Origin of the sequence: Escherichia sp. HH091_1A (assembly GCF_030295175.1) — a bacterium.
In the GTDB taxonomy this organism is placed as follows: Bacteria; Pseudomonadota; Gammaproteobacteria; order Enterobacterales; family Enterobacteriaceae; genus Escherichia; species Escherichia coli_F.
Map to the genome: position 1 here is coordinate 137976 of NZ_AP025747.1, position 22655 is coordinate 160630.

At 51.2% G+C, this 22655-nt stretch carries 22 protein-coding genes; 10 read left to right on the plus strand and 12 right to left on the minus strand.

Translation table 11 applies throughout. From position 1 onward, the window contains the following. The first annotated feature begins 110 nt into the window (after positions 1 to 110). Together acnB and yacL are read left to right on the plus strand one after the other, a co-directional pair. Positions 111 to 2708 (plus strand): bifunctional aconitate hydratase 2/2-methylisocitrate dehydratase, encoded by a 2598-nt coding sequence (acnB, locus tag QUF14_RS00615; protein WP_012599867.1) that lies wholly within the window; start codon positions 111 to 113, stop codon positions 2706 to 2708. A gap of 174 nt (positions 2709 to 2882) precedes the next feature. Beyond that, positions 2883 to 3245, plus strand: coding sequence for a protein YacL (gene yacL, locus QUF14_RS00620; protein WP_001353457.1), 363 nt, complete (start codon positions 2883 to 2885; stop codon positions 3243 to 3245). Between the two features lie 37 nt (positions 3246 to 3282). On the opposite strand, the gene speD is transcribed toward yacL, so the two are convergent. From speD to QUF14_RS00635, 3 genes are all read right to left on the minus strand, one after another. Beyond that, entirely contained in the window at positions 3283 to 4077 is a 795-nt protein-coding gene (speD, locus tag QUF14_RS00625) for an adenosylmethionine decarboxylase (RefSeq protein WP_000734290.1), read from the minus strand. A gap of 15 nt (positions 4078 to 4092) precedes the next feature. Beyond that, positions 4093 to 4959 (minus strand): polyamine aminopropyltransferase, encoded by an 867-nt coding sequence (speE, locus tag QUF14_RS00630; protein ID WP_000818419.1) that lies wholly within the window; start codon positions 4957 to 4959, stop codon positions 4093 to 4095. A gap of 105 nt (positions 4960 to 5064) precedes the next feature. Then, entirely contained in the window at positions 5065 to 5412 is a 348-nt protein-coding gene (locus QUF14_RS00635) for a YacC family pilotin-like protein (RefSeq protein WP_001295568.1), read from the minus strand. A gap of 165 nt (positions 5413 to 5577) precedes the next feature. Between QUF14_RS00635 and cueO the strand changes: the two genes are divergently transcribed. Then, the gene (cueO, locus tag QUF14_RS00640) at positions 5578 to 7128 is read left to right on the plus strand and encodes a multicopper oxidase CueO (protein ID WP_001189658.1); all 1551 of its coding nucleotides are present in this window, start codon (positions 5578 to 5580) and stop codon (positions 7126 to 7128) included. A 284-nt stretch (positions 7129 to 7412) separates the two neighbouring features. Then, on the plus strand, positions 7413 to 8393 hold the full coding sequence (locus QUF14_RS00645) for an IS110-like element IS621 family transposase (protein WP_000399629.1): 981 nt from the start codon (positions 7413 to 7415) through the stop codon (positions 8391 to 8393). A gap of 216 nt (positions 8394 to 8609) precedes the next feature. Here the strand turns inward: QUF14_RS00645 and gcd are convergent, their stop codons facing one another. Beyond that, positions 8610 to 11000, minus strand: a complete 2391-nt coding sequence (gene gcd / locus QUF14_RS00650) for a quinoprotein glucose dehydrogenase (RefSeq protein ID WP_100733608.1) — start codon at positions 10998 to 11000, stop codon at positions 8610 to 8612. Between the two features lie 205 nt (positions 11001 to 11205). On the opposite strand from gcd, the gene hpt reads away from it, so the two are divergent. Next, positions 11206 to 11742 carry a hypoxanthine phosphoribosyltransferase gene (gene hpt, locus QUF14_RS00655; RefSeq protein WP_000683336.1) on the plus strand — a complete coding sequence of 179 codons (537 nt, stop codon included), beginning with the start codon at positions 11206 to 11208 and terminating at the stop codon, positions 11740 to 11742. A gap of 40 nt (positions 11743 to 11782) precedes the next feature. Here hpt and can read toward each other — a convergent pair whose 3' ends face one another. Continuing rightward, positions 11783 to 12445 (minus strand): carbonate dehydratase, encoded by a 663-nt coding sequence (can, locus tag QUF14_RS00660; protein WP_000651599.1) that lies wholly within the window; start codon positions 12443 to 12445, stop codon positions 11783 to 11785. A gap of 108 nt (positions 12446 to 12553) precedes the next feature. On the opposite strand from can, the gene QUF14_RS00665 reads away from it, so the two are divergent. The 4 genes from QUF14_RS00665 to QUF14_RS00680 all read left to right on the plus strand — a co-directional run bounded on the left by QUF14_RS00665 (position 12554) and on the right by QUF14_RS00680 (position 16085). Beyond that, complete coding sequence (locus tag QUF14_RS00665; protein ID WP_000150637.1) at positions 12554 to 13480, plus strand: ABC transporter ATP-binding protein; 927 nt, start codon at positions 12554 to 12556, stop codon at positions 13478 to 13480. Then, complete coding sequence (locus tag QUF14_RS00670; RefSeq protein ID WP_000972203.1) at positions 13477 to 14247, plus strand: ABC transporter permease; 771 nt, start codon at positions 13477 to 13479, stop codon at positions 14245 to 14247. The genes QUF14_RS00665 and QUF14_RS00670 overlap by 4 nt, the downstream gene beginning before the upstream one ends. Positions 14248 to 14351: 104 nt before the next feature. Further along, positions 14352 to 14792 (plus strand): PTS sugar transporter subunit IIA, encoded by a 441-nt coding sequence (locus QUF14_RS00675; RefSeq protein WP_000901977.1) that lies wholly within the window; start codon positions 14352 to 14354, stop codon positions 14790 to 14792. Between the two features lie 63 nt (positions 14793 to 14855). Continuing rightward, the gene (locus QUF14_RS00680) at positions 14856 to 16085 is read left to right on the plus strand and encodes a polysaccharide deacetylase family protein (RefSeq protein WP_000277948.1); all 1230 of its coding nucleotides are present in this window, start codon (positions 14856 to 14858) and stop codon (positions 16083 to 16085) included. 3 nt (positions 16086 to 16088) lie between these two features. Here the strand turns inward: QUF14_RS00680 and panD are convergent, their stop codons facing one another. After that, positions 16089 to 16469 carry an aspartate 1-decarboxylase gene (gene panD, locus QUF14_RS00685; protein ID WP_000621515.1) on the minus strand — a complete coding sequence of 127 codons (381 nt, stop codon included), beginning with the start codon at positions 16467 to 16469 and terminating at the stop codon, positions 16089 to 16091. A gap of 273 nt (positions 16470 to 16742) precedes the next feature. Here panD and rpnC point away from each other — a divergent pair, with 273 nt between their 5' ends. Beyond that, positions 16743 to 17651 (plus strand): recombination-promoting nuclease RpnC, encoded by a 909-nt coding sequence (gene rpnC / locus QUF14_RS00690; RefSeq protein WP_000387995.1) that lies wholly within the window; start codon positions 16743 to 16745, stop codon positions 17649 to 17651. Between the two features lie 220 nt (positions 17652 to 17871). On the opposite strand, the gene panC is transcribed toward rpnC, so the two are convergent. From panC to QUF14_RS00720, 6 genes are all read right to left on the minus strand, one after another. Further along, on the minus strand, positions 17872 to 18723 hold the full coding sequence (gene panC, locus QUF14_RS00695) for a pantoate--beta-alanine ligase (RefSeq protein WP_000905338.1): 852 nt from the start codon (positions 18721 to 18723) through the stop codon (positions 17872 to 17874). A gap of 11 nt (positions 18724 to 18734) precedes the next feature. Then, positions 18735 to 19529 (minus strand): 3-methyl-2-oxobutanoate hydroxymethyltransferase, encoded by a 795-nt coding sequence (panB, locus tag QUF14_RS00700; protein WP_000805482.1) that lies wholly within the window; start codon positions 19527 to 19529, stop codon positions 18735 to 18737. Between the two features lie 118 nt (positions 19530 to 19647). Beyond that, positions 19648 to 20868, minus strand: coding sequence for a fimbrial protein (locus QUF14_RS00705; RefSeq protein WP_001081044.1), 1221 nt, complete (start codon positions 20866 to 20868; stop codon positions 19648 to 19650). Positions 20869 to 20894: 26 nt separating this feature from the next. Further along, complete coding sequence (locus QUF14_RS00710; protein ID WP_000980010.1) at positions 20895 to 21467, minus strand: fimbrial-like protein; 573 nt, start codon at positions 21465 to 21467, stop codon at positions 20895 to 20897. Then, a complete protein-coding gene (locus QUF14_RS00715) occupies positions 21468 to 22064 on the minus strand; it encodes a fimbrial protein (RefSeq protein ID WP_001109255.1) in 597 nt (198 codons plus the stop codon). An 11-nt stretch (positions 22065 to 22075) separates the two neighbouring features. Further along, a complete protein-coding gene (locus tag QUF14_RS00720; protein WP_001258735.1) occupies positions 22076 to 22648 on the minus strand; it encodes a fimbrial protein in 573 nt (190 codons plus the stop codon). Between the last annotated feature and the right edge of the window lie 7 nt (positions 22649 to 22655).

The following is a 22655-nucleotide window of genomic DNA, read 5'->3' on the forward strand; positions in this document are numbered from 1 at the left end:
GCTATTCTGCCCGTTGCGGTACTGGGCATTTACCCTACAAACTGCTGTCTCACAGGAGCGTGAAGAGAATCGCCTGCCGCACTATGACAATGAGAGCGAGGAGAACCGTCGTGCTAGAAGAATACCGTAAGCACGTAGCTGAGCGTGCCGCTGAGGGGATTGCGCCCAAACCCCTGGATGCAAACCAAATGGCCGCACTTGTAGAGCTGCTGAAAAACCCGCCCGCGGGCGAAGAAGAATTCCTGTTAGATCTGTTAACCAACCGTGTTCCCCCTGGCGTCGATGAAGCCGCCTATGTCAAAGCAGGCTTCCTGGCTGCTGTCGCCAAAGGCGAAGCTAAATCCCCACTGCTGACTCCGGAAAAAGCCATCGAACTGCTGGGCACCATGCAGGGTGGTTATAATATTCATCCGCTGATCGACGCGCTGGATGATGCCAAACTGGCACCGATCGCTGCCAAAGCACTTTCTCACACGCTGCTGATGTTCGATAACTTCTATGACGTAGAAGAGAAAGCGAAAGCAGGTAACGAATATGCGAAGCAGGTAATGCAGTCCTGGGCGGATGCCGAATGGTTCCTGAATCGCCCGGCGCTGGCTGAAAAACTGACCGTTACCGTCTTCAAAGTAACTGGCGAAACCAACACCGATGACCTCTCTCCGGCACCGGATGCGTGGTCGCGCCCGGATATCCCACTGCACGCGCTGGCGATGCTGAAAAACGCGCGTGAAGGTATTGAGCCAGATCAGCCGGGTGTTGTTGGTCCGATCAAGCAAATCGAAGCTCTGCAACAGAAAGGTTTCCCGCTGGCCTATGTGGGTGACGTTGTGGGTACCGGTTCCTCACGTAAATCTGCGACTAACTCCGTGCTGTGGTTTATGGGTGAAGATATTCCTCATGTACCGAACAAACGCGGCGGTGGTTTGTGCCTCGGTGGTAAAATTGCACCAATCTTCTTTAATACGATGGAAGACGCGGGTGCACTGCCAATCGAAGTCGACGTCTCTAACCTAAACATGGGCGACGTGATTGACGTTTACCCGTACAAAGGTGAAGTGCGTAACCACGAAACCGGCGAACTGCTGGCGACCTTCGAACTGAAAACCGACGTGCTGATTGATGAAGTGCGAGCAGGTGGCCGTATTCCGCTGATTATCGGGCGTGGCCTGACCACCAAAGCGCGTGAAGCACTCGGCCTGCCGCAGAGCGATGTGTTCCGTCAGGCGAAAGATGTCGCTGAGAGCGATCGCGGCTTCTCGCTGGCGCAGAAAATGGTCGGTCGTGCCTGCGGCGTGAAAGGCATTCGTCCGGGTGCGTACTGCGAACCGAAAATGACCTCTGTCGGTTCTCAGGACACCACCGGCCCAATGACCCGTGATGAACTGAAAGACCTGGCGTGCCTGGGCTTCTCGGCTGATCTGGTGATGCAGTCTTTCTGTCACACAGCGGCTTATCCGAAACCAGTTGACGTTAACACGCACCACACGCTGCCGGACTTCATCATGAACCGTGGCGGTGTGTCGCTGCGTCCGGGTGACGGCGTAATCCACTCCTGGCTGAACCGTATGCTGCTGCCGGATACCGTCGGTACGGGCGGTGACTCCCATACCCGTTTCCCGATCGGTATCTCTTTCCCGGCGGGCTCTGGTCTGGTGGCATTTGCAGCTGCAACAGGCGTAATGCCGCTGGATATGCCGGAATCCGTTCTGGTTCGCTTCAAAGGCAAAATGCAGCCGGGCATCACCCTGCGCGATCTGGTACACGCCATTCCGCTGTATGCGATCAAACAAGGTCTGCTGACTGTTGAGAAGAAAGGCAAGAAAAACATCTTCTCTGGTCGCATTCTGGAAATTGAAGGTCTGCCGGATCTGAAAGTTGAGCAGGCCTTTGAGCTGACCGATGCGTCCGCCGAGCGTTCTGCTGCCGGTTGTACCATCAAGCTGAACAAAGAGCCGATCATTGAATACCTGAACTCTAACATCGTCCTGCTGAAGTGGATGATCGCGGAAGGTTACGGCGATCGTCGTACCCTGGAACGCCGTATTCAGGGCATGGAAAAATGGCTGGCGAATCCTGAGCTGCTGGAAGCCGATGCTGATGCAGAATACGCAGCAGTAATCGACATCGATCTGGCTGATATCAAAGAGCCAATCCTCTGTGCACCGAACGACCCGGACGACGCACGTCCGCTGTCTGCGGTACAGGGCGAGAAGATCGACGAAGTGTTTATCGGTTCTTGCATGACCAACATCGGTCACTTCCGTGCCGCCGGTAAACTGCTGGATGCGCATAAAGGTCAGCTGCCGACCCGTCTGTGGGTGGCTCCGCCAACGCGTATGGACGCCGCGCAGTTGACCGAAGAAGGCTACTACAGCGTCTTCGGTAAGAGTGGTGCGCGTATCGAGATCCCTGGCTGTTCCCTGTGTATGGGTAACCAGGCGCGTGTAGCAGACGGTGCGACGGTGGTTTCCACCTCTACCCGTAACTTCCCGAACCGTCTGGGGACTGGCGCGAACGTCTTCCTGGCTTCTGCGGAACTGGCTGCTGTTGCGGCGCTGATTGGCAAACTGCCGACGCCGGAAGAGTACCAGACCTACGTGGCGCAGGTAGATAAAACAGCCGTTGATACTTACCGTTATCTGAACTTCAACCAGCTTTCTCAGTACACCGAAAAAGCGGATGGGGTGATTTTCCAGACTGCGGTTTAATAAGTAAGCGCACCCGCTGCGCATAAACGAGACAATGCCCGGTGAATGAGATTCCCGGGCATTTTTTATTTCTAAACCATCGCCGTTCCGCTGTTTTTCTCCGATAAGGCTGCGATAATTAAATCAATGGCGCAATGCGATTTCGGCGCATTGCCGGGAGCAGAGGAACACACTATGGATTATGAATTTCTGCGCGATGTAACCGGAGTGGTAAAGGTGCGCATGTCCATGGGGCATGAAGTGGTCGGGCACTGGTTTAATGAAGAGGTAAAAGAAAACCTGGCCTTGCTTGATGAAGTGGAAGACGCCGCGCGCACGCTCAAAGGCAGCGAACGTTCCTGGCAACGGGCAGGGCATGAATACACCCTGTGGATGGACGGTGAAGAGGTAATGGTTCGCGCCAATCAACTGGAATTCGCTGGCGATGAAATGGAAGAGGGGATGAACTACTACGACGAGGAAAGCCTGTCGCTGTGCGGCGTTGAGGACTTCTTGCAGGTAGTGGCGGCTTATCGCGATTTTGTGCAGCAGAAGTAGATAAATCTGGCGGAGCCTGCGAGCTCCGCCAGAGCCGTTAAACAGCTGGCATATTGCGCCCGTAATAAATCTCGCGCATTTCTTTCCACAGCGCAGCGGTAATTTCCTGGCGCTCGCTGTCGGTTAAATCTTCCGGTTTGGTGTGGAACATGTAGTGCTTAAGGTCGAACTCTTTAAGCAACATTTTTGTATGGAAGATATTTTCCTGATAGACGTTCACATCCACCATGTCATACAGCGCCTTCATATCCTCGGACATAAAGTTCTGAATCGAATTAATCTCATGGTCGATAAAGTGCTTCATACCGTTAATGTCGCGGGTAAAACCGCGCACGCGATAATCAATGGTCACGATATCGGATTCAAGCTGGTGGATCAGGTAATTCAGTGCCTTCAACGGAGAAATCACGCCGCAGGTCGAGACTTCAATATCAGCGCGGAAGGTACATAAACCGCCTTCAGGATGGCTTTCCGGATAGGTATGTACGCAAATATGACTTTTATCGAGATGGGCAACGACCGTTTCTGGCAGTGGTCCAGGGTGTTCTGTTTTGTCGATAAGTTTCGGGTCGACCGGTTCTTCACTCACCAGAATAGTGACGCTGGCACCCTGTGGTTCGTAATCCTGGCGGGCGATGTTAAGAATATTGGCTCCGATAATGGAACAGGTTTCTGACAGAATTTCGGTCAGGCGGTTGGCATTATAGAGTTCATCGATATAAGCGATATAACCGTCGCGCTCTTCGGCAGTTTTGGCATAGCAGATATCGTAAATACAAAAACTCAGACTTTTGGTCAGATTATTAAAGCCATGCAGTTTCAGTTTTTTCAATTTCTTATCTTCTCCTTAGGACGGCTGTGAGGCCAGTGCGTCTTGCAGATACTGAGGTAAGGCAAAAGCTGCCGTATGGACTGCCGGATTGTAATAACGGCATTTCAGGCCAGAGGCGAGAAAACGCGCCTGAATAATTTCGCTTGAGAGATGGCGTAAGGCGTCGTTATCTGTCGCCCATGCAAAGGTCATGATGCCGCCGTAATAGGTCGGGATTGCCGCCTGATAAAAGCCAACATCGCTGAAGTAATGGCTGAGTTTACGATAGCTGTCAATGGCCTCTTCCTGCTGTAAAAAGCAGACGCCGTTCTGTGCGACAAAAATACCGCCAGGATTCAGGCAACGTTTGCAGCCTTCATAAAATGCTGAGGTGAAAAGACTTTCGCCGGGACCGATAGGATCGGTGCAGTCGGAGATAATGACATCAAAGGTCTGGCTGGTTTGATTAACGAAATTGACGCCATCGTCGATCACCAGTTTAAAGCGCGGATCGTCGTAGCTACCGGCGTTATGGTTGGGCAGATACTGACGGCAGAACGACACGACACCCGCATCGATTTCCACCATCGTGATTGACTCAACGTTTTTATGTCGGGTCACTTCACGCAGCATGGCACCGTCGCCGCCGCCGATAATCAGCACATGTTTCGCGTGACCGTGGGCTAATAGCGGAACGTGGGTCATCATCTCATGATAGATAAACTCGTCGCGCTCGGTGGTTTGTACTACGCCATCCAGCGCCATTACGCGACCAAATGCGGCGTTCTCAAAAATGATCAGATCCTGGTGATCGGTCTTTTCATGATACAGAACGTTATCTACAGCAAAGTACTGCCCAAACTGGTCGTGTAGCGTTTCATGCCACTGTTTTTTTTCGGCCATGGGTTGATACCTCCTTTGTTAACACCCGTAAAAAAAGGGCGCAACATAATAGCTAACATTGACCGCGGATGCACGGTCAATATTTCTACAAAAAGGTATCAGGGATTATTTGACGTAGGCAAGCAGGCTTAAGGAATCGCGAGCCAGGGCTTTGCATTTTTTAGCGACGGGAATGCCGATGCCGCTGAGATCGCGGTAGCTGTCTTCACCGAGGGCTTTCATGTCGAAGGTGTCGTAATTACTGAGATCCCACTGGTTTTGCTGGGCAAAAAAGACCAGTGCGCGACGAATTTGCCCGTTAGGTAAGTTCTGGTAACCACAATCGTTCTTCAGAAAGACAAAAACTGCCGTTAAATCGGCCATATCTTCGGCTTCAGACTCGCTGAGCGCGTAACTGTTTGCGCAGACGGCCATCAGGCTGCCGAATAACACTGTTCTGAAAAACGTCTTCATTGCTTCTACCAGGGGCTTAAAGAAGATAAACGTTAGCACACTGCGAGCGAGGCGACGACCATTATTGTCGATTAAATTGTGTCTGCGGCTTGACCTTCCCGTAAGGGGAAGGACTATGCTCAACGTTTGATTTTGTTTCGCCTGCTTAAGAATAAGGAAATAACTATGCAACGTCGTGATTTCTTAAAATATTCCGTCGCGCTGGGCGTGGCTTCAGCCTTACCGCTGTGGAGCCGCGCAGTATTTGCGGCGGAACGCCCAACGTTACCGATCCCTGATTTGCTCACGACCGATGCCCGTAATCGCATTCAGTTAACTATTGGCGTAGGCCAATCCACCTTTGGCGGGAAAACCGCAACCACCTGGGGCTATAACGGCAATCTGCTGGGGCCAGCGGTGAAATTACAGCGCGGCAAAGCGGTAACGGTTGATATCTACAACCAACTGACGGAAGAGACGACGTTGCACTGGCACGGGCTGGAAGTACCGGGTGAAGTCGACGGCGGCCCGCAGGGAATTATTCCGCCAGGTGGCAAGCGTACGGTGACGTTGAACGTTGATCAACCTGCCGCTACCTGCTGGTTCCATCCGCATCAACATGGCAAAACCGGGCGACAGGTGGCGATGGGGCTGGCGGGGCTGGTAGTGATTGAAGATGACGAGATTCTAAAATTAATGCTGCCAAAACAGTGGGGTATCGATGATGTCCCGGTGATCGTGCAGGATAAAAAATTTAACGCTGACGGGCAGATTGATTATCAACTGGATATGATGACCGCTGCCGTGGGTTGGTTTGGCGATACGCTGCTGACCAATGGTGCTATCTACCCGCAACACGCCGCCCCGCGCGGCTGGCTGCGCCTGCGTTTGCTCAATGGCTGTAACGCCCGCTCGCTCAATTTCGCTACCAGTGACAATCGCCCGCTATATGTGATTGCCAGCGACGGTGGTCTGCTACCTGAACCAGTGAAGGTGAGCGAGCTGCCGGTGCTGATGGGCGAGCGTTTCGAAGTGCTGGTGGAGGTTAACGACAACAAACCCTTTGATCTGGTGACGCTACCGGTCAGCCAGATGGGAATGGCAATTGCACCGTTTGACAAGCCGCATCCGGTAATGCGGATCCAGCCGATTTCCATTAGTGCTTCAGGTGCCTTACCTGACGCGTTAAGTAGCCTGCCAGCATTACCTTCGCTGGAAGGGCTGACGGTACGCAAGCTGCAACTCTCTATGGACCCGATGCTCGATATGATGGGTATGCAGATGCTGATGGAGAAATATGGCGATCAGGCGATGGCCGGGATGGATCACAGCCAGATGATGGGCCATATGGGGCACGGCAATATGAATCATATGAACCACGGCGGGAAGTTCGATTTCCACCATGCCAATAAAATCAACGGTCAGGCGTTTGATATGAACAAGCCGATGTTTGCGGCGGCGAAAGGGCAATACGAACGTTGGGTTATCTCTGGCGTGGGCGACATGATGCTGCATCCGTTCCATATCCACGGTACGCAGTTCCGTATCTTGTCAGAAAATGGCAAACCGCCAGCGACGCATCGCGCAGGCTGGAAAGATACTGTTAAGGTAGAAGGTAATGTCAGCGAAGTCCTGGTGAAGTTTAATCACGACGCACCGAAAGAACATGCATATATGGCGCACTGCCATCTGCTGGAGCATGAAGATACGGGGATGATGTTAGGGTTTACGGTATAAAAAGACCGTATTCGGAAATATGCCCGGATCTCTCCGGGCATTATTCTGCTGACAAACGCAAAACTGCCTGATGCGCTACGCTTATCAGGCCTTGTATTATCCCTCCTGTGCAGAGAAAATCGGCCAGTTTTCTCTGCCTGCAGTCCGCATGCCGTATCGGGCCTTAGGTTTTCAACCTGTTGCGTAGATTTATGCAGCGGACTGCCTTTCTCCCAAAGTGATAAACCGGACAGTATCATGGACCGGTTTTCCCGGTAATCCGTATTTGCAAGGTTGGTTTCACGATGGAACATGAACTTCATTATATCGGTATCGACACCGCTAAAGAGAAACTGGATGTCGATGTGTTGCGTCCTGATGGTCGTCATCGCACCAAAAAATTCGCTAACACCACTAAAGGGCACGATGAGCTGGTGAGCTGGCTGAAGGGTCACAAGATTGACCATGCGCATATCTGCATCGAAGCGACCGGCACCTATATGGAACCTGTCGCAGAGTGCCTTTACGATGCAGGCTACATAGTGTCAGTCATTAATCCTGCGTTGGGTAAAGCTTTCGCTCAGAGTGAAGGACTGCGTAACAAGACTGATACCGTGGATGCGCGCATGCTGGCAGAGTTCTGTCGTCAGAAGCGCCCTGCAGCCTGGGAAGCGCCTCACCCGCTTGAACGCGCGTTGCGTGCCCTGGTAGTACGCCACCAGGCGCTGACAGATATGCACACGCAGGAACTGAACCGCACTGAAACGGCGCGGGAAGTCCAGAGACCGAGCATTGATGCTCACCTTCTGTGGCTTGAAGCAGAGCTGAAGCGTCTTGAGAAGCAGATAAAAGACCTGACAGACGATGATCCGGATATGAAACACCGCAGGAAACTGCTGGAAAGTATCCCGGGTATCGGAGAGAAAACATCTGCGGTATTACTGGCTTATATCGGTCTGAAGGACCGCTTCGCCCATGCCAGACAGTTCGCCGCTTTTGCGGGTCTGACACCACGGCGTTATGAATCAGGCAGTAGTGTGAGAGGGGCAAGCCGGTTGAGTAAAGCCGGACATGTGTCGCTTCGCAGGGCGTTGTATATGCCTGCAATGGTAGCCACCAGTAAGACTGAGTGGGGACGGGCGTTCCGCGACCGTCTGGCGGCTAATGGCAAGAAAGGAAAAGTGATTCTCGGCGCGATGATGCGCAAGCTGGCACAGGTGGCGTATGGAGTGCTGAAGTCAGGCGTACCGTTCGATGCGTCACGGCATAATCCGGTAGCTGCGTAAAAATCGCGGAAGGGATGAAAAAAACAGCGCCTGACGGCGCTGTGTCTGGCATGCCTGCAATCTGGGAAACCAGGGTAGAAAAAAACTTGCAGGCCATAACAGTATCTACGTGAACTCTGCAATTTATTGAATTTGCGAGTTTTAGTAGGCCGGATAAGGCGTTTTCGCCGCATCCGGCATGAACAAAGCGCACTTTGTCAGCAATATGAGTCAATCTTAATTCACATCATCCGGCAACGCATAAGCCACAATATAGTCGCCCATCTTCGTACCAAATGAACCGTGACCGCCTGCGGAGATCACCACATACTGCTTGCCATTCACTTCATAGGTCATCGGTGTTGCCTGACCACCCGCCGGTAAACGGCCCTGCCACAGTTTTTCACCGTTGCTCATGTTGTAAGCGCGCAGGTAGTTATCTGCCGTAGCGGCGATAAACAGCACGTTACCCGCTGTGGAGATTGGCCCGCCAAGCATCGGCATACCCATATTGAACGGCACCGGAATGGGCATCGGGAACGGCATGCTGTCCTGCGGCGTACCAATGCGTTTCTTCCACACCACTTCGTTGGTTTTCAGATCCAACGCCGAGATATAGCCCCATGCTGGCTGTTTACACGGCAGACCAAACGGCGAAAGGAACGGGTTGAGCGTAACGCCATACGGTACGCCGTACTGCGGCTGAATGCCGGATTCCGTACCCGTGCCTTTGGCATCTTTCGGTTGTTCCATCGGGTTGCCTGGACCGCGAGGGATCAGTTTCGAAACGAACGGCAGCGCCATTGGGTTGGCAATTGCCACTTCACGATTCGGATCAATGGAAATCCCGCCCCATTCGAACATCCCCAGATTACCCGGGAAGACCAGCGTACCCTGTTCAGATGGCGGGGTGAAAATGCCTTCATAGCGCATCTGGTGGAACATCACGCGGCACACCAGTTGGTCAAACATGGTGGCGCCCCACATATCCGCACCGCTTAAATCTTTCGTCGGGCGGAAGCTCAGTTCAGAAAACGGTTGAGTAGGTGTAACGTAATCACCTTTCGCTGCGCCTTGCGGCACCGGTTTTTCCGGGGCCGGAACCACCAGTTCACCATTGCGGCGATCAAGCACAAAAATGTTGCCGGTTTTCGCTGGAGCGTAAATAACCGGAACTTTTTGACCATTAACGGTGATATCTGCCAGCGTTGGCTGTGCCGGAAGATCCATATCCCACAGGTCGTGGTGAACGGTCTGATAGCTCCACGCCAGTTTCCCGGTAGTGGCATTCAGCGCCAGAATTGAGCTGGCATAACGTTCCTGTTCTGGGGTGCGGTTACCGCCCCAGATATCTGGCGTGGTAACGCCCATCGGCAGATACACCAGATCCAGCTTCGCGTCATAGGCCGCAGGTGCCCACGAGTTTGGCGAGTTAAAGGTAAAGGTGTGTTCGTCAGACGGGATCGCGTTCGGATCTTTCGCGCCCGGATCAAAAGCCCACAGCAGCTCCCCGGTGTTGACATCAAAACCACGGATCACGCCAGACGTTTCGCGGGTTGAGAAGTTATCAGTGACGGAACCCGCCATCACGATGGTTTTATCGGTGATAATCGGTGGCGAAGTCGGCTCATACAGGCCCGGTTTGGTGTCCGGCATGTTGCTTTGCAGGTTGAGCACGCCTTTATTAGCGAAGGTTTCACACAGCTTGCCATTTTCGGCGTTGAGTGCAATCAGGCGGCCATCATTGACCGGAAGAATGATACGACGCGGGCAATCCGCCATCACTTCCGGCGAGGCAGTTTCTGCTTTGGCTTCATGATAAGAGACACCACGGCAGGTTACATGCTGGAAAGACTCGTTGGTTTTCAGCTCAGGATCGTAATGCCATTTCTCTTTGCCGCTGGCGGCATCGAGCGCAAACAAACGCTGGTGAGCGGTACACAGGTAAAGCATGTCGCCTACTTTAATCGGCGTCACTTCATTGGTGATTTCGCCCGGATCGTTCGGCTGTTTCACATCGCCTGTACGGAACACCCAAGCTTCTTTCAGCTTGTGGACGTTATCAGCGTTAATTTGTTTCAGTGGTGAAAAGCGTTGACCTTCCTGATTGCGACCATAGGCAGGCCAGTCTTGATCGGCAACGGGGGAGATAGCTTCGGCAGGTGTAGCATCAGCGCTTAAGGTGCCGTTGATTTCCTGTGGATCGTTAAATCCGGCCCAGGTGAGGATACCACCGCTAATCAACAGCGCGACCACCAACGCGGCAACTGCGCCGCTGGCAGGAATGACCAGGCGACGCCAGACAAACGGCAGGATCAGCCAGATACCAAAGAAGACCAGAATGTCGCTACGCGGCGTCAGCGCCCAGAAATCGAAACCCACTTCCCAGACGCCCCAAATCATGGTGCCAAGCAGCAATGCCGCGTAAAGCCAAAGTGCGGCGCGTTTGCTGCGCCACAGCATCCAGGCGACGCCGAGCATCATAAGGCCAGCGATAGGGTAGTACCAGGAGCCGCCGATCGCGACCAACCAGCCTCCGCCAATGAGAAGATACAGCCCGCAAAGCGCTGCAAATAGGGCTGTTAGCGTGACGAGTAATCGTCGCGAGCCGGTATTGTTAATTGCCATAAAGAGACACCATTTCAATTCATTAATATTTTAGTAGCAATTAATTATAGGTTTTAACATGTGTGATCGTCATCACAATTCGAGCTTTATTAACAGATTCCGCCAATGAATAGTTTTACTGGTATACTGCGTGTCTTGCGCTTTGTTGCGGTGCCAAAACCTGCCCGTGCGAAGTGATTTGTTTTTAAATCATATGGTTAGAGATATGAAACATACTGTAGAAGTAATGATCCCCGAAGCGGAGATTAAAGCGCGTATCGCCGAACTGGGTCGTCAGATTACTGAGCGTTACAAAGACAGCGGCAGCGATATGGTGCTGGTAGGCCTGCTGCGTGGCTCATTTATGTTTATGGCGGACCTGTGCCGTGAAGTTCAGGTATCTCATGAAGTCGATTTTATGACCGCCTCCAGCTACGGTAGCGGCATGTCCACCACCCGCGATGTGAAAATCCTCAAAGATCTGGATGAAGATATCCGTGGCAAGGACGTGCTGATTGTTGAAGATATCATCGACTCGGGTAATACACTGTCGAAAGTGCGTGAAATCTTAAGCCTGCGCGAACCGAAGTCGCTGGCGATTTGTACGCTGCTGGATAAACCGTCCCGTCGTGAAGTGAACGTCCCGGTAGAATTTATCGGTTTCTCGATCCCGGATGAGTTTGTGGTGGGTTACGGCATTGATTACGCTCAGCGTTACCGCCATCTGCCGTACATCGGCAAAGTAGTGCTGCTGGACGAGTAAGTGCGGATGTGCCGGATGTGTTGCATCCGGCATGGTGTTATTATTTGTGGTTGGCGTGTTTCAGCTTGAGATTGGAAATCCCGTGACGGTAACGTTGTTCAAGGGTTTCGCGGTTGGTGGCGGTAACATCCAGATCACGCAGCAAACCGTCGTGAATGCCGTAGGCCCAGCCGTGAATGGTGACTTTCTGCCCGCGTTTCCACGCTGATTGCATAATGGTGGAGTGGCCCAGGTTATATACCTGCTCCATGACGTTCAGTTCGCACAAGGTATCCAGACGGCGCTCTTGCGGCATTTCGCCAAGCAATGAGCTATGTTTGAACCAGATATCGCGAATGTGTAGCAGCCAGTTGTTGATAAGCCCCAGTTCCGGGTTTTCAACTGCGGCCTGTACGCCGCCGCAACCGTAGTGGCCACAGATAATAATGTGTTCAACTTCGAGAACATCCACTGCATACTGAACCACGGAAAGGCAGTTCAGGTCGGTGTGAATGACCAGGTTAGCAACATTACGGTGAACAAAGAGTTCGCCCGGCTCAAGACCGGTTAAACGTTCTGCAGGAACGCGACTGTCGGAACATCCAATCCATAGAAAGCGCGGTTTTTGCGCTTGCGCCAGTTTCTCAAAAAACCCGGGATCCTCTTCCACCAGCATTTTTGACCATAGTGCATTGTTGCTGATGAGTGTATCTATGTCTTTCATGGAGGTTAACGACCTGTAACCAAATAATTACGTTTGGCTAATATAGGGCAACTCCGGGACGATTTAAACCACAGATAAAGTGTAAGAACGTAAGGTAAGTAAAAATTTATGACCATTGCACTGGAACTTCAACAGCTTAAAAAAACCTATCCAGGCGGCGTTCAGGCGCTTCGTGGAATCGATTTGCAGGTCGAAGCGGGTGATTTTTATGCGCTTCTCGGGCCGAACGGGGCCGGGAAATCAACCACTATCGGTATTATCAGCTCTCTGGTAAATAAAACCTCCGGGCGGGTCAGCGTATTTGGTTACGATCTCGAGAAGGATGTCGTGAACGCTAAACGTCAGTTGGGACTGGTGCCGCAGGAATTTAACTTCAACCCGTTTGAAACCGTGCAACAAATTGTGGTGAACCAGGCGGGGTACTACGGTGTAGAGCGCAAAGAAGCGTACATCCGCAGCGAAAAGTATCTTAAACAGCTCGATTTATGGGGAAAGCGTAACGAACGTGCGCGTATGTTATCGGGTGGGATGAAGCGCCGTTTAATGATTGCTCGTGCGTTAATGCATGAACCTAAACTGCTGATTCTTGACGAACCGACCGCAGGCGTGGATATCGAACTTCGCCGCTCAATGTGGGGATTTTTGAAGGATTTAAACGACAAAGGCACCACCATCATTCTTACCACGCACTACCTGGAAGAAGCAGAAATGCTGTGCCGCAATATCGGCATTATTCAACATGGTGAGCTGGTGGAAAATACCTCGATGAAGGCGCTGCTGGCGAAGCTGAAATCGGAAACTTTTATTCTCGATCTCGCGCCGAAAAGCCCATTACCGAAGCTCGATGGCTATCAGTATCGACTGGTCGATACCGCTACGCTGGAAGTTGAAGTGCTGCGTGAGCAGGGGATTAACAGCGTGTTCACGCAGTTAAGTGAGCAGGGTATTCAGGTATTAAGTATGCGTAACAAAGCTAACCGTCTGGAAGAGCTGTTTGTTTCACTGGTTAATGAAAAACAAGGAGATCGCGCATGATGCATCTTTACTGGGTGGCACTAAAAAGCATCTGGGCGAAAGAGATCCATCGCTTTATGCGTATCTGGGTGCAGACGCTGGTGCCACCGGTCATCACCATGACCCTTTATTTTATTATCTTCGGTAACCTGATTGGTTCGCGCATCGGCGATATGCATGGCTTCAGCTATATGCAGTTCATCGTGCCGGGGCTGATCATGATGTCGGTAATCACCAATGCCTACGCCAACGTCGCTTCATCATTTTTTGGTGCCAAGTTCCAGCGTAATATTGAAGAGCTGCTGGTTGCACCCGTACCGACTCACGTGATTATTGCCGGATATGTTGGCGGTGGCGTGGCGCGCGGACTGTTTGTTGGCATTCTGGTGACGGCAATTTCACTGTTTTTTGTGCCTTTTCAGGTACATTCGTGGGTATTTGTCGCTTTAACGCTGGTGCTCACGGCGGTGTTATTCTCCCTTGCTGGATTGCTGAACGGCGTGTTTGCCAAAACGTTCGATGACATCAGCCTGGTGCCAACCTTTGTGTTAACGCCACTCACGTATTTGGGCGGGGTCTTTTACTCCCTGACTTTGCTGCCGCCGTTCTGGCAGGGACTGTCGCACCTGAACCCGATCGTTTATATGATCAGTGGTTTCCGCTACGGCTTCCTCGGAATCAATGATGTGCCGCTGGTCACTACCTTTGGCGTACTGGTGGTCTTTATTGTGGCGTTTTATTTGATTTGCTGGTCGCTGATCCAACGTGGGCGTGGTCTACGTAGCTAAGGCTATTTCCTCTCCTCTGGATTCGGGGGAGAGGAGTTTTGACGGCTATCACCCTTTATCAACAATGGTCAGGGTAGACTGATTTTCGGCTAAGGAGGAAGGCGATGCTAGGTTGGGTTATTACCTGTCACGATGATCGGGCGCAAGAGATACTGGATGCGCTGGAGAAAAAACACGGGGCGCTTCTTCAGTGCCGGGCCGTGAATTTCTGGCGCGGATTAAGTTCTAATATGCTCAGCCGTATGATGTGCGATGCTCTGCATGAAGCAGACTCTGGCGATGGGGTGATCTTTTTAACTGATATTGCCGGAGCGCCGCCGTACCGCGTGGCTTCGCTATTAAGCCACAAACACTCCCGCTGTGAAGTGATTTCTGGGGTAACGTTACCGTTAGTTGAACAGATGCTGGCCTACCGTGAAACATTATCCAGCGCTGAGTTTCGCGAGCGAATTGTCGAACTGGGTGCGCCGGAGGTCAGTAGTCTTTGGCACCAACAACAAAAAAATCCGCCTTTCGTCCTCAAACATAATTTGTATGAGTATTAACCCGCGATCCTGATGACGCTTTTGCTACAATAAAAGCGTTGTTTCATCCTTGGTTATTTTTTCATGTATAAACAAGCTGTTATTCTCCTGCTGATGCTGTTTACCACAAGCGTCAGTGCCGCATTACCTGCCCGTTATATGCAAACCATCGAAAATGCTGCGGTCTGGGCGCAAATTGGCGACAAAATGGTGACGGTAGGGAATATTCGGGCCGGACAAATCATTGCCGTGGAGCCCACTGCCGCAAGTTATTACGCATTTAATTTTGGCTTTGGCAAAGGGTTTATCGATAAAGGTCATCTCGAGCCGGTTCAGGGGCGACAAAAAGTTGAAGACGGTTTGGGTGACCTCAACAAGCCGCTGAGTAATCAGAACTTAATAACCTGGAAAGATACGCCGGTTTATAACGCGCCGAGTGTGGGCAGTGCGCCATTTGGGGTACTGGCGGACAATTTGCGTTATCCGATTTTGCATAAACTGAAAGACAGGTTAAACCAAACCTGGTATCAGATCCGTATTGGCGATCGACTGGCCTATATCAGCGCGCTGGATGCCCAACCCGACAATGGCCTGCCGGTGCTAACCTATCATCATATTCTGCGCGACGAAGAAAATACCCGTTTTCGCCATACTTCGACGACCACCTCGGTACGCGCCTTCAATAACCAGATGGCCTGGCTGCGCGACAGGGGGTACGCGACACTGAGCATGACGCAGTTGGAAGGTTACGTGCAGAATAAAATTAATCTCCCGGCACGTGCCGTGGTGATTACCTTTGATGATGGTCTCAAGTCGGTGAGCCGCTATGCGTATCCTGTGTTGAAACACTATGGTATGAAGACGACGGCATTTATTGTTACCTCGCGCATCAAACGTCACCCGCAGAAATGGGATCCAAAATCGCTGCAATTTATGAGCATTTCTGAGCTTAACGAAATTCGTGATGTATTTGATTTCCAGTCACATACTCATTTTTTGCATCGGATAGATGGCTATCGCCGCCCCATATTACTGAGCCGTAGTGAGCACAATATTCTGTTTGATTTTGCGCGATCGCGTCGGGCGCTGGCGCAGTTTAATCCACATGTCTTGTATCTTTCTTATCCGTTTGGCGGTTTTAATGACAAAGCGGTGAAGGCGGCACGTGAAGCCGGATTTCATCTGGCAGTGACCACCATGAAAGGCAAAGTAAAACCGGGGGATAATCCGTTGTTACTAAAACGGCTTTATATCTTAAGAACGGATTCGCTTGAGACGATGTCGCGGCTGGTGAGTAACCAGCCGCAGGGGTGATTATCAGGCCACCTGAACTGGAATCGCTTTCGCGGTACGTTTCATTTCATTGTCGCCTTCAAAGTAGGCAACGTTGGGCCGCCAGGTGCGAGCTTCTTCATCCGGCATGGTGACGAAGCTGGCGATGATGACAATATCGCCGACGCTGGCGCAGTGGGCTGCCGCACCGTTAACAGAAATAATTCTCGAACCGCGTTCTGCTGCGATGGCATAGGTGGAGAAACGCTTGCCGTTTGTGACATTCCAGATATCAATGGCTTCGTTTTCGAGAATACCGGCTGCGTCAAGAAAATCCTGGTCAATGGCGCAAGAACCTTCATAGTGCAGGTCCGCATGAGTCACTTTCACGCGGTGGAGTTTGCCCTGCAGCATCGTGCGAATCATAACTTCTACCTTTCTACCCTGTCGTTAACGAAGCAGGCGGTGCCTGCTTTGAGGAAATTCTCACGCAGTATTGCCCGATTTTTGTTTAGTGTCTACTCATCTGACGGCATTTGCATCAGCAGTTTGCGTACCGTGCCGAGGCGAGCCATGTAACACCTGTAACCAATTGAAATTTCTCTGAACGCTGCTCGGTAAACACTAAAGAGGCGGCTGACGACGGCGCGCCTTGACTGGATACTGCCTTCACGCAAGACAACACGGAAGGCAGGGAAGATGGAAGCACCGAGTACCACACCGCATGATGCGGTGTTTAAACAATTTTTAATGCACGCGGAAACGGCTCGCGACTTTCTGGATATCCATTTGCCAGCGGAGCTACGCGAACTGTGTGATCTCGACACGCTGCATCTTGAGTCGGGGAGTTTTATTGAAGAAAGCCTGAAAGGGCACAGCACTGACGTGCTCTATTCCGTGCAAATGCAGGGTAATACGGGCTATCTACATGTTGTGATTGAACACCAAAGCAAGCCGGATAAAAAAATGGCGTTTCGCATGATGCGTTATTCTATTGCTGCCATGCACCGGCATCTGGAGGCAGATCACGATAAGCTGCCGCTGGTGGTGCCGATTCTGTTTTATCAGGGCGAGGCCACACCTTATCCGCTCTCAATGTGCTGGTTTGATATGTTTTACTCGCCGGAGCTGGCGCGACGCGTCTATAACAGTCCTTTCCCGCTGGTGGATATCACTATCACACCGGATGACGAAATCATGCAACATCGGCGGATTGCGATTCTCGAACTGCTGCAAAAACATATTCGCCAGCGCGACTTAATGTTATTGCTGGAGCAACTGGTCACGCTGATTGACGAAGGGTACACTAGCGGAAGTCAGTTAGTTGCCATGCAAAACTATATGCTGCAACGTGGTCATACTGAACAAGCGGATTTGTTTTATGGTGTGGTGAGAGACAGGGAAACGGGAGGGGAGTCTATGATGACGCTGGCGCAGTGGTTTGAAGAGAAGGGAATTGAGAAGGGGATTGAGAAGGGGATTCAGCTGGGAAGACAGGAGGAAAGGCAAGAATTCGCCCTGCGTCTTCTGAGTAAAGGAATGTCTCGGGAAGACGTTGCAGAGATGGCAAATTTACCTCTTGCTGAGCTTGATAAGCTGATTAACTAAATTGCCTGCGATATGAATAACCGCTTACAGACGTCATCGCCATGACGTGGGGCAAATTAATAATTGGCGCCATCAGCCGTAGCGCCAGTTATACTCGTCATACTTCAAGTTGCATGTGCTGCGTCTGCGTTCGCTCACCCCAGTCACTTACTTATGTAAGCTCCTGGGGATTCACTCGCTTGCCGCCTTCCTGCAACTTGAATTATTTAGAGTATAAGTATTACGCCAGTTCGACGATTTTGTTGTCGATCAGGCGAGCATCGCCAAGCCAGGCGGCTACCAGAATCACAGCTCGTTTGCTGTTTTCAGCGATTTCCAGCAAGGTGTCGGCATCGCGAATCTGAATATCATCGGAACGGAAACCTTTTTCATTCAGTTCTTGCCCGGCAATAGCAATAATTTCATCGAGATCCCGTTCGCCAGCCTGCAATTTGTCGGCAATTGAACTTAAGACCTTGTACAGACCCGGCGCAATTTTACGTTGTTCCGCTGTCAGATAGCCGTTACGGGAACTGAGCGCCAGACCGTCTTTCGCGCGCATAATCGGCACTCCGACAATCTCAATATCGAAGCCCATATCGGCAACCATTTTGCGGATCAGTGCCAGTTGCTGAAAATCCTTTTCCCCGAAGCAGGCGATGTCCGGCTGGACCAGGTTGAACAGTTTGCTGACGATGGTCGATACGCCGCGAAAATGTCCTGGACGACTGGCACCTTCCAGCATGGTGGAAAGGCCTGGAACATCGACATAGGTGTGGGTTTCTGTACCGTTCGGGTAGATCTCTTTTACCGAGGGAGCGAAAACCAGATCCACTTTGCGCTTGTTCAGCTTCTCGCTATCTTCCTGCAAGGTGCGCGGATAGCGCGCCAGATCTTCCGGGCGGTCAAACTGCATCGGGTTAACGAAAATACTGACCACGACCACATCGGCCCGCGCTTTCGCTTCATCAACCAGCTTCATATGACCATCATGTAAATTGCCCATAGTAGGCACCAGCGCCACGCGCTTGCCTTCCATACGCAGACGGCGGATATGCTGACGCAGCAGCGGCAGGGTTTCGATAATTAACACAACGTGACTCCTTAATGGAAACTGTGTTCTTCGCCCGGATAAACGCCGGACTCGACTTCAGCCATATACTGACGCACCGCTGCGCGGATGTCGCCCGTTTCGGCGAGGAAATTTTTGGCAAATTTAGGGATATGGCCGCCGGTAATGCCAAACGCATCGTGCATCACCAGAATCTGCCCGTCGGTGACGTTGCCCGCCCCGATACCGATGACCGGAATCGCCAGCGCTTCGGTAATGCGTTTCGCCAGTTCAACCGGTACGCATTCCAGCACCAGCAACTGTGCACCAGCGGCTTCTAAGGCTAACGCATCGCTGAGCAGTTGATCGCTCGCTTCATCGCCACGCCCTTGTACTTTGTAGCCGCCAAATATATTAACTGACTGTGGGGTTAAACCTAAATGACCACACACCGGAACTGCGCGTTCAGTCAGCATTTGTACCGTCTCAACCAACCATGCGCCGCCTTCAATTTTGACCATATTGGCTCCGGCACGCATTACTGTGGCGGCATTTTCAAAGGCCTGTTCCGGGGTGGCGTAAGCCATAAACGGCAGGTCAGCCAGCAGCAGGCAATTTGGTGCGCCACGACGCACGGCGGCGGTGTGATAAGCGATATCTTCAACGGTTACCGGGAGTGTGGAGTCGTGCCCCTGAACAGTCATACCCAGAGAATCGCCAACCAGCATCACGTTCAGCCCTTCATCAGCAAACAGTTTGGCGAAGCTGTAGTCGTAAGCGGTAATGGTGGCGAAGCGTTTTTTTTCTTGTTTGTATTTATTCAGTAAGGAGATGGTGGTCGGTTTCATCATAACCCCTGTTAGTCATAAGTGTTATCGATAGGATTGGCGCATTGTAGGGGATGTCAGTGATGAGTGTTAGCCCTTTGTGGTCAAAACCGGCAGGGGGACCTGCCGGTAGCGGGGCTCAGGGGTAGGTGATTGAGAAGATGCCAGTCGCTTTAAAATCTCCGGCCCGGATCTGCTGATTGTCATCCTGCTTAAGAGTCGCGGTGAAATTCAGCGTTTGGTCGGCAGGAGAACCCGAAGAGTTACTGCCAATAATACCGTTTGAGTTATCCGGGTTATCGCCATACGCTTTATAGATTGAGGAGGCGTCGTTGGGCATCAGCGTCACTTCTGGATAATGTGAGTTGGGCTTACCTTTGATCTCCACACCTACACCGCTTGCCGCATTTGCTGTAAGCGAGTTGCCCAATAGCGACGCTGATAGCGCAGGAGCTCCTGTCGTCAATTTTACTTCGATGTTTGTTACCCGGTAACATCCTTTTAGTGTGATCGAAAAAGGCACACCATTCGCACCGTCAATAACTTCTTTTGGACTGTATTCGCCCAAACCTACCGTGTCACCCTGACTGACACTGCTGCCAGTGAGGACTGCCGACAAACAGGTAGGAGAGGTTAACGTGACATTTCCCATATTAAACGTCTGAAAAATTGTACGGGAATTGAGATTTCCGCCAGGGGACTGATTTTTCAGAGAGTAGTGATAGGGTGCGTCACTCAGCAGGGCAATGCTGCCGCTGGCATCGGGGTCAAAGGTAGCGTCGTTATATAAGTCGATGTCGATTTTAGAGACTAAGCCACCAAGGGTCAGATACCATCCAGAAGCGTCCGGGCACGTTGATGTGTGAAGATTCAGTGGTTGTGGATTTGTATCACCGATATAAAAGTTGTCTAGTGAGTCTACACCATACGACTCAAGACCATACATGCGTGCGGTAAAATACAGCCCTTGAATATTGGTTTTAAAAAGTTGGTGACCATCGTAGATGTACGGACTTTTAAGAAAATGGTTCTCCAGTGAAATCGGTCCGCCCGTACCGTCAGGGGAGCAGTAAATAACCCCTGTATTAGGAGTGGCAGCGGTATCGAGATTTAGCTTGATTTTAACATTGCTGTATTGCAGTGCTGTGGCACGCCCAATCACGACCTGGCTGCTACCCGTAGTATAGATGGTAGTGGAATAACCATCACCAGCCGGACCAGCGTTTTGAAATTGAGTGCCGCCGTCAGCGGTATCTTTACTTCCGACAACAAGTGTGTCTGCGGCCTGGAGGCAGCCTGAATATAGGGGCAATAATAGCAATAAAATGTTGCCCCACGTTGTTAGCTGTAAACGGTTCATTTCATCATCCTTGAAAACGAAAAACATTACTCATAATAAACACCCACAAACACACTGGCTCGTACTAAGCCGGCTGTCGCGGCTTGCGTCAGGTCGACCTTCTGCATCCTCGCATGAAAATGATAAGTAGCATTAGCTAACTGATCGGCACTCACAGGATAAATGCTCTGCGGTTGACCGTGGGTATCCAGTACATTGAAAATATTTTGCGCATCCTGAGTGGATAAGATCACGATGCCGACATTTTTAGCGCCATTAGTCGTCTGATTAGCGAAAACCTGTTGGTTTGTTGCACCGAGCGTACCAGCGACGGGCGTAAAACTCACTGTAAGACGAGCAGGGTTCTTTCCTGCAACCTGCGCACAGTCGCTGACAGAAATGTAGAACGAGTGACCACCGGTATAAACGCGATCGACGGAAGTATTATTGTTCAGGTAGTTGTAATCCACCGTTCCTAAATCAATACTCCCACTATTGTCGAACGTGACTTTACAGCTGGTGCTGACAATATTGGCGGTCATATTAATATTGGTGCTGGCGGCAATGGCATTGTATGAAAACCACAGTGCGAATATGTAGATAAATGTTTTCATCATCATCTACTCATAGGTTACAAAAAATATAGCGTTGGTGGAGAATTGACCTGCACGAACATCCGCGATGGTATTATCCGATGCAATGACAATTCGGGCACTGAGCGGCCAGTGGACAATATTCGAGCCTGTTGCCGCGGTTAAATCGACAATGCTGGTCGGTTTGGTTTTACAATTAAGCTGAATGCTGCCCTGACCTTCTGGCTGATTCGTCGTCCACACTTCAACTGCGACACCGGTTGCCGCATCATCGTCCGCCGTCGTCAGTTCATTACGATATCCGCCACCGGAACTGGAAGCGCCATCGCAGCCCGTCTGTGCAGAAAGCACAACTTTGGCCTGATCCTTTGCTAACCCTTCGCAGTTTGAAAACACCAGGCTGAAGTTCTGGTATTTCGATTTAGCGGAAAGCTCGTTGAGATAGACATCGCCAATTGCGATGGTGGTGGCTTGCTGATCCTGCGCATTGCGCAATTCCGCCGTGCAGGTACTGGCAATGACCTTAGCGCGTACCGTAACGTCCATAGAGCTACTGGCGGCGTGGCCGATGGTGATATATCCAAAGCACAGCAGCAATACAAAGGTTATATTTTGATAATTCATAAACAAACCTGCTATTCGTAGGTAAAGACAAAAGTCACTTTGGCCTGGAATTGTCCAGTGGTGATCGGATTCGCTGTGGTGGTCTGACGAAGCATGGCAGTGAGATCCAATCCATTACTTATTTCATCACTCGTCCAGGTGACTCGCTGGCTACCGTTGAGTTTAAAACGGAGATTTTCATTTGCGTTCATATGCTTAATACCAAGACCAACAAAGTTGGTATGCCCCGAAACTGTCTGGTCATTAGAGATTAACGAATCTGTATAGCTGCTGACTGCGCCATTAAGGGTCATCGACATGCTGGAAATATAGTTATTACAATTGCTGGGAAGGATTTTAAAATTAGCCTCCGACATTGACGATTTATTCACAATGTCCGAAACGCCCATGTCAGGCAGATCCAGATAATAGTTATTCGCTGCGGCATCACCGCTGATATTGGCCCCATTCAATGCATTGAGCGTCATGGCACAGGTCGTCTCTTTGATTGTTGCGGTAAAGTTGACCGAAAGATCGGTTGCCAGTGCAGGGCGGAGACAAAGCGACGTCAGCAGCAGCAGGGGCGGTAGTAAAAAAGTTCTCATTTCCTCT

Excerpts from the sequence above, each read along its gene's own strand:
- yacL (WP_001353457.1), top strand. The coding sequence starts at position 2,883 with ATGGATTATGAATTTCTGCGCGATGTAACCGGAGTGGTAAAGGTGCGC.
- speE (WP_000818419.1), bottom strand. The coding sequence starts at position 4,959 with ATGGCCGAAAAAAAACAGTGGCATGAAACGCTACACGACCAGTTTGGG.
- QUF14_RS00635 (WP_001295568.1), bottom strand. The coding sequence starts at position 5,412 with ATGAAGACGTTTTTCAGAACAGTGTTATTCGGCAGCCTGATGGCCGTC.
- cueO (WP_001189658.1), top strand. The coding sequence starts at position 5,578 with ATGCAACGTCGTGATTTCTTAAAATATTCCGTCGCGCTGGGCGTGGCT.
- QUF14_RS00645 (WP_000399629.1), top strand. The coding sequence starts at position 7,413 with ATGGAACATGAACTTCATTATATCGGTATCGACACCGCTAAAGAGAAA.
- gcd (WP_100733608.1), bottom strand. The coding sequence starts at position 11,000 with ATGGCAATTAACAATACCGGCTCGCGACGATTACTCGTCACGCTAACA.
- hpt (WP_000683336.1), top strand. The coding sequence starts at position 11,206 with ATGAAACATACTGTAGAAGTAATGATCCCCGAAGCGGAGATTAAAGCG.
- can (WP_000651599.1), bottom strand. The coding sequence starts at position 12,445 with ATGAAAGACATAGATACACTCATCAGCAACAATGCACTATGGTCAAAA.
- QUF14_RS00665 (WP_000150637.1), top strand. The coding sequence starts at position 12,554 with ATGACCATTGCACTGGAACTTCAACAGCTTAAAAAAACCTATCCAGGC.
- QUF14_RS00670 (WP_000972203.1), top strand. The coding sequence starts at position 13,477 with ATGATGCATCTTTACTGGGTGGCACTAAAAAGCATCTGGGCGAAAGAG.
- QUF14_RS00675 (WP_000901977.1), top strand. The coding sequence starts at position 14,352 with ATGCTAGGTTGGGTTATTACCTGTCACGATGATCGGGCGCAAGAGATA.
- QUF14_RS00680 (WP_000277948.1), top strand. The coding sequence starts at position 14,856 with ATGTATAAACAAGCTGTTATTCTCCTGCTGATGCTGTTTACCACAAGC.
- panD (WP_000621515.1), bottom strand. The coding sequence starts at position 16,469 with ATGATTCGCACGATGCTGCAGGGCAAACTCCACCGCGTGAAAGTGACT.
- rpnC (WP_000387995.1), top strand. The coding sequence starts at position 16,743 with ATGGAAGCACCGAGTACCACACCGCATGATGCGGTGTTTAAACAATTT.
- panB (WP_000805482.1), bottom strand. The coding sequence starts at position 19,529 with ATGAAACCGACCACCATCTCCTTACTGAATAAATACAAACAAGAAAAA.
- QUF14_RS00705 (WP_001081044.1), bottom strand. The coding sequence starts at position 20,868 with ATGAACCGTTTACAGCTAACAACGTGGGGCAACATTTTATTGCTATTA.
- QUF14_RS00710 (WP_000980010.1), bottom strand. The coding sequence starts at position 21,467 with ATGATGATGAAAACATTTATCTACATATTCGCACTGTGGTTTTCATAC.
- QUF14_RS00715 (WP_001109255.1), bottom strand. The coding sequence starts at position 22,064 with ATGAATTATCAAAATATAACCTTTGTATTGCTGCTGTGCTTTGGATAT.
- QUF14_RS00720 (WP_001258735.1), bottom strand. The coding sequence starts at position 22,648 with ATGAGAACTTTTTTACTACCGCCCCTGCTGCTGCTGACGTCGCTTTGT.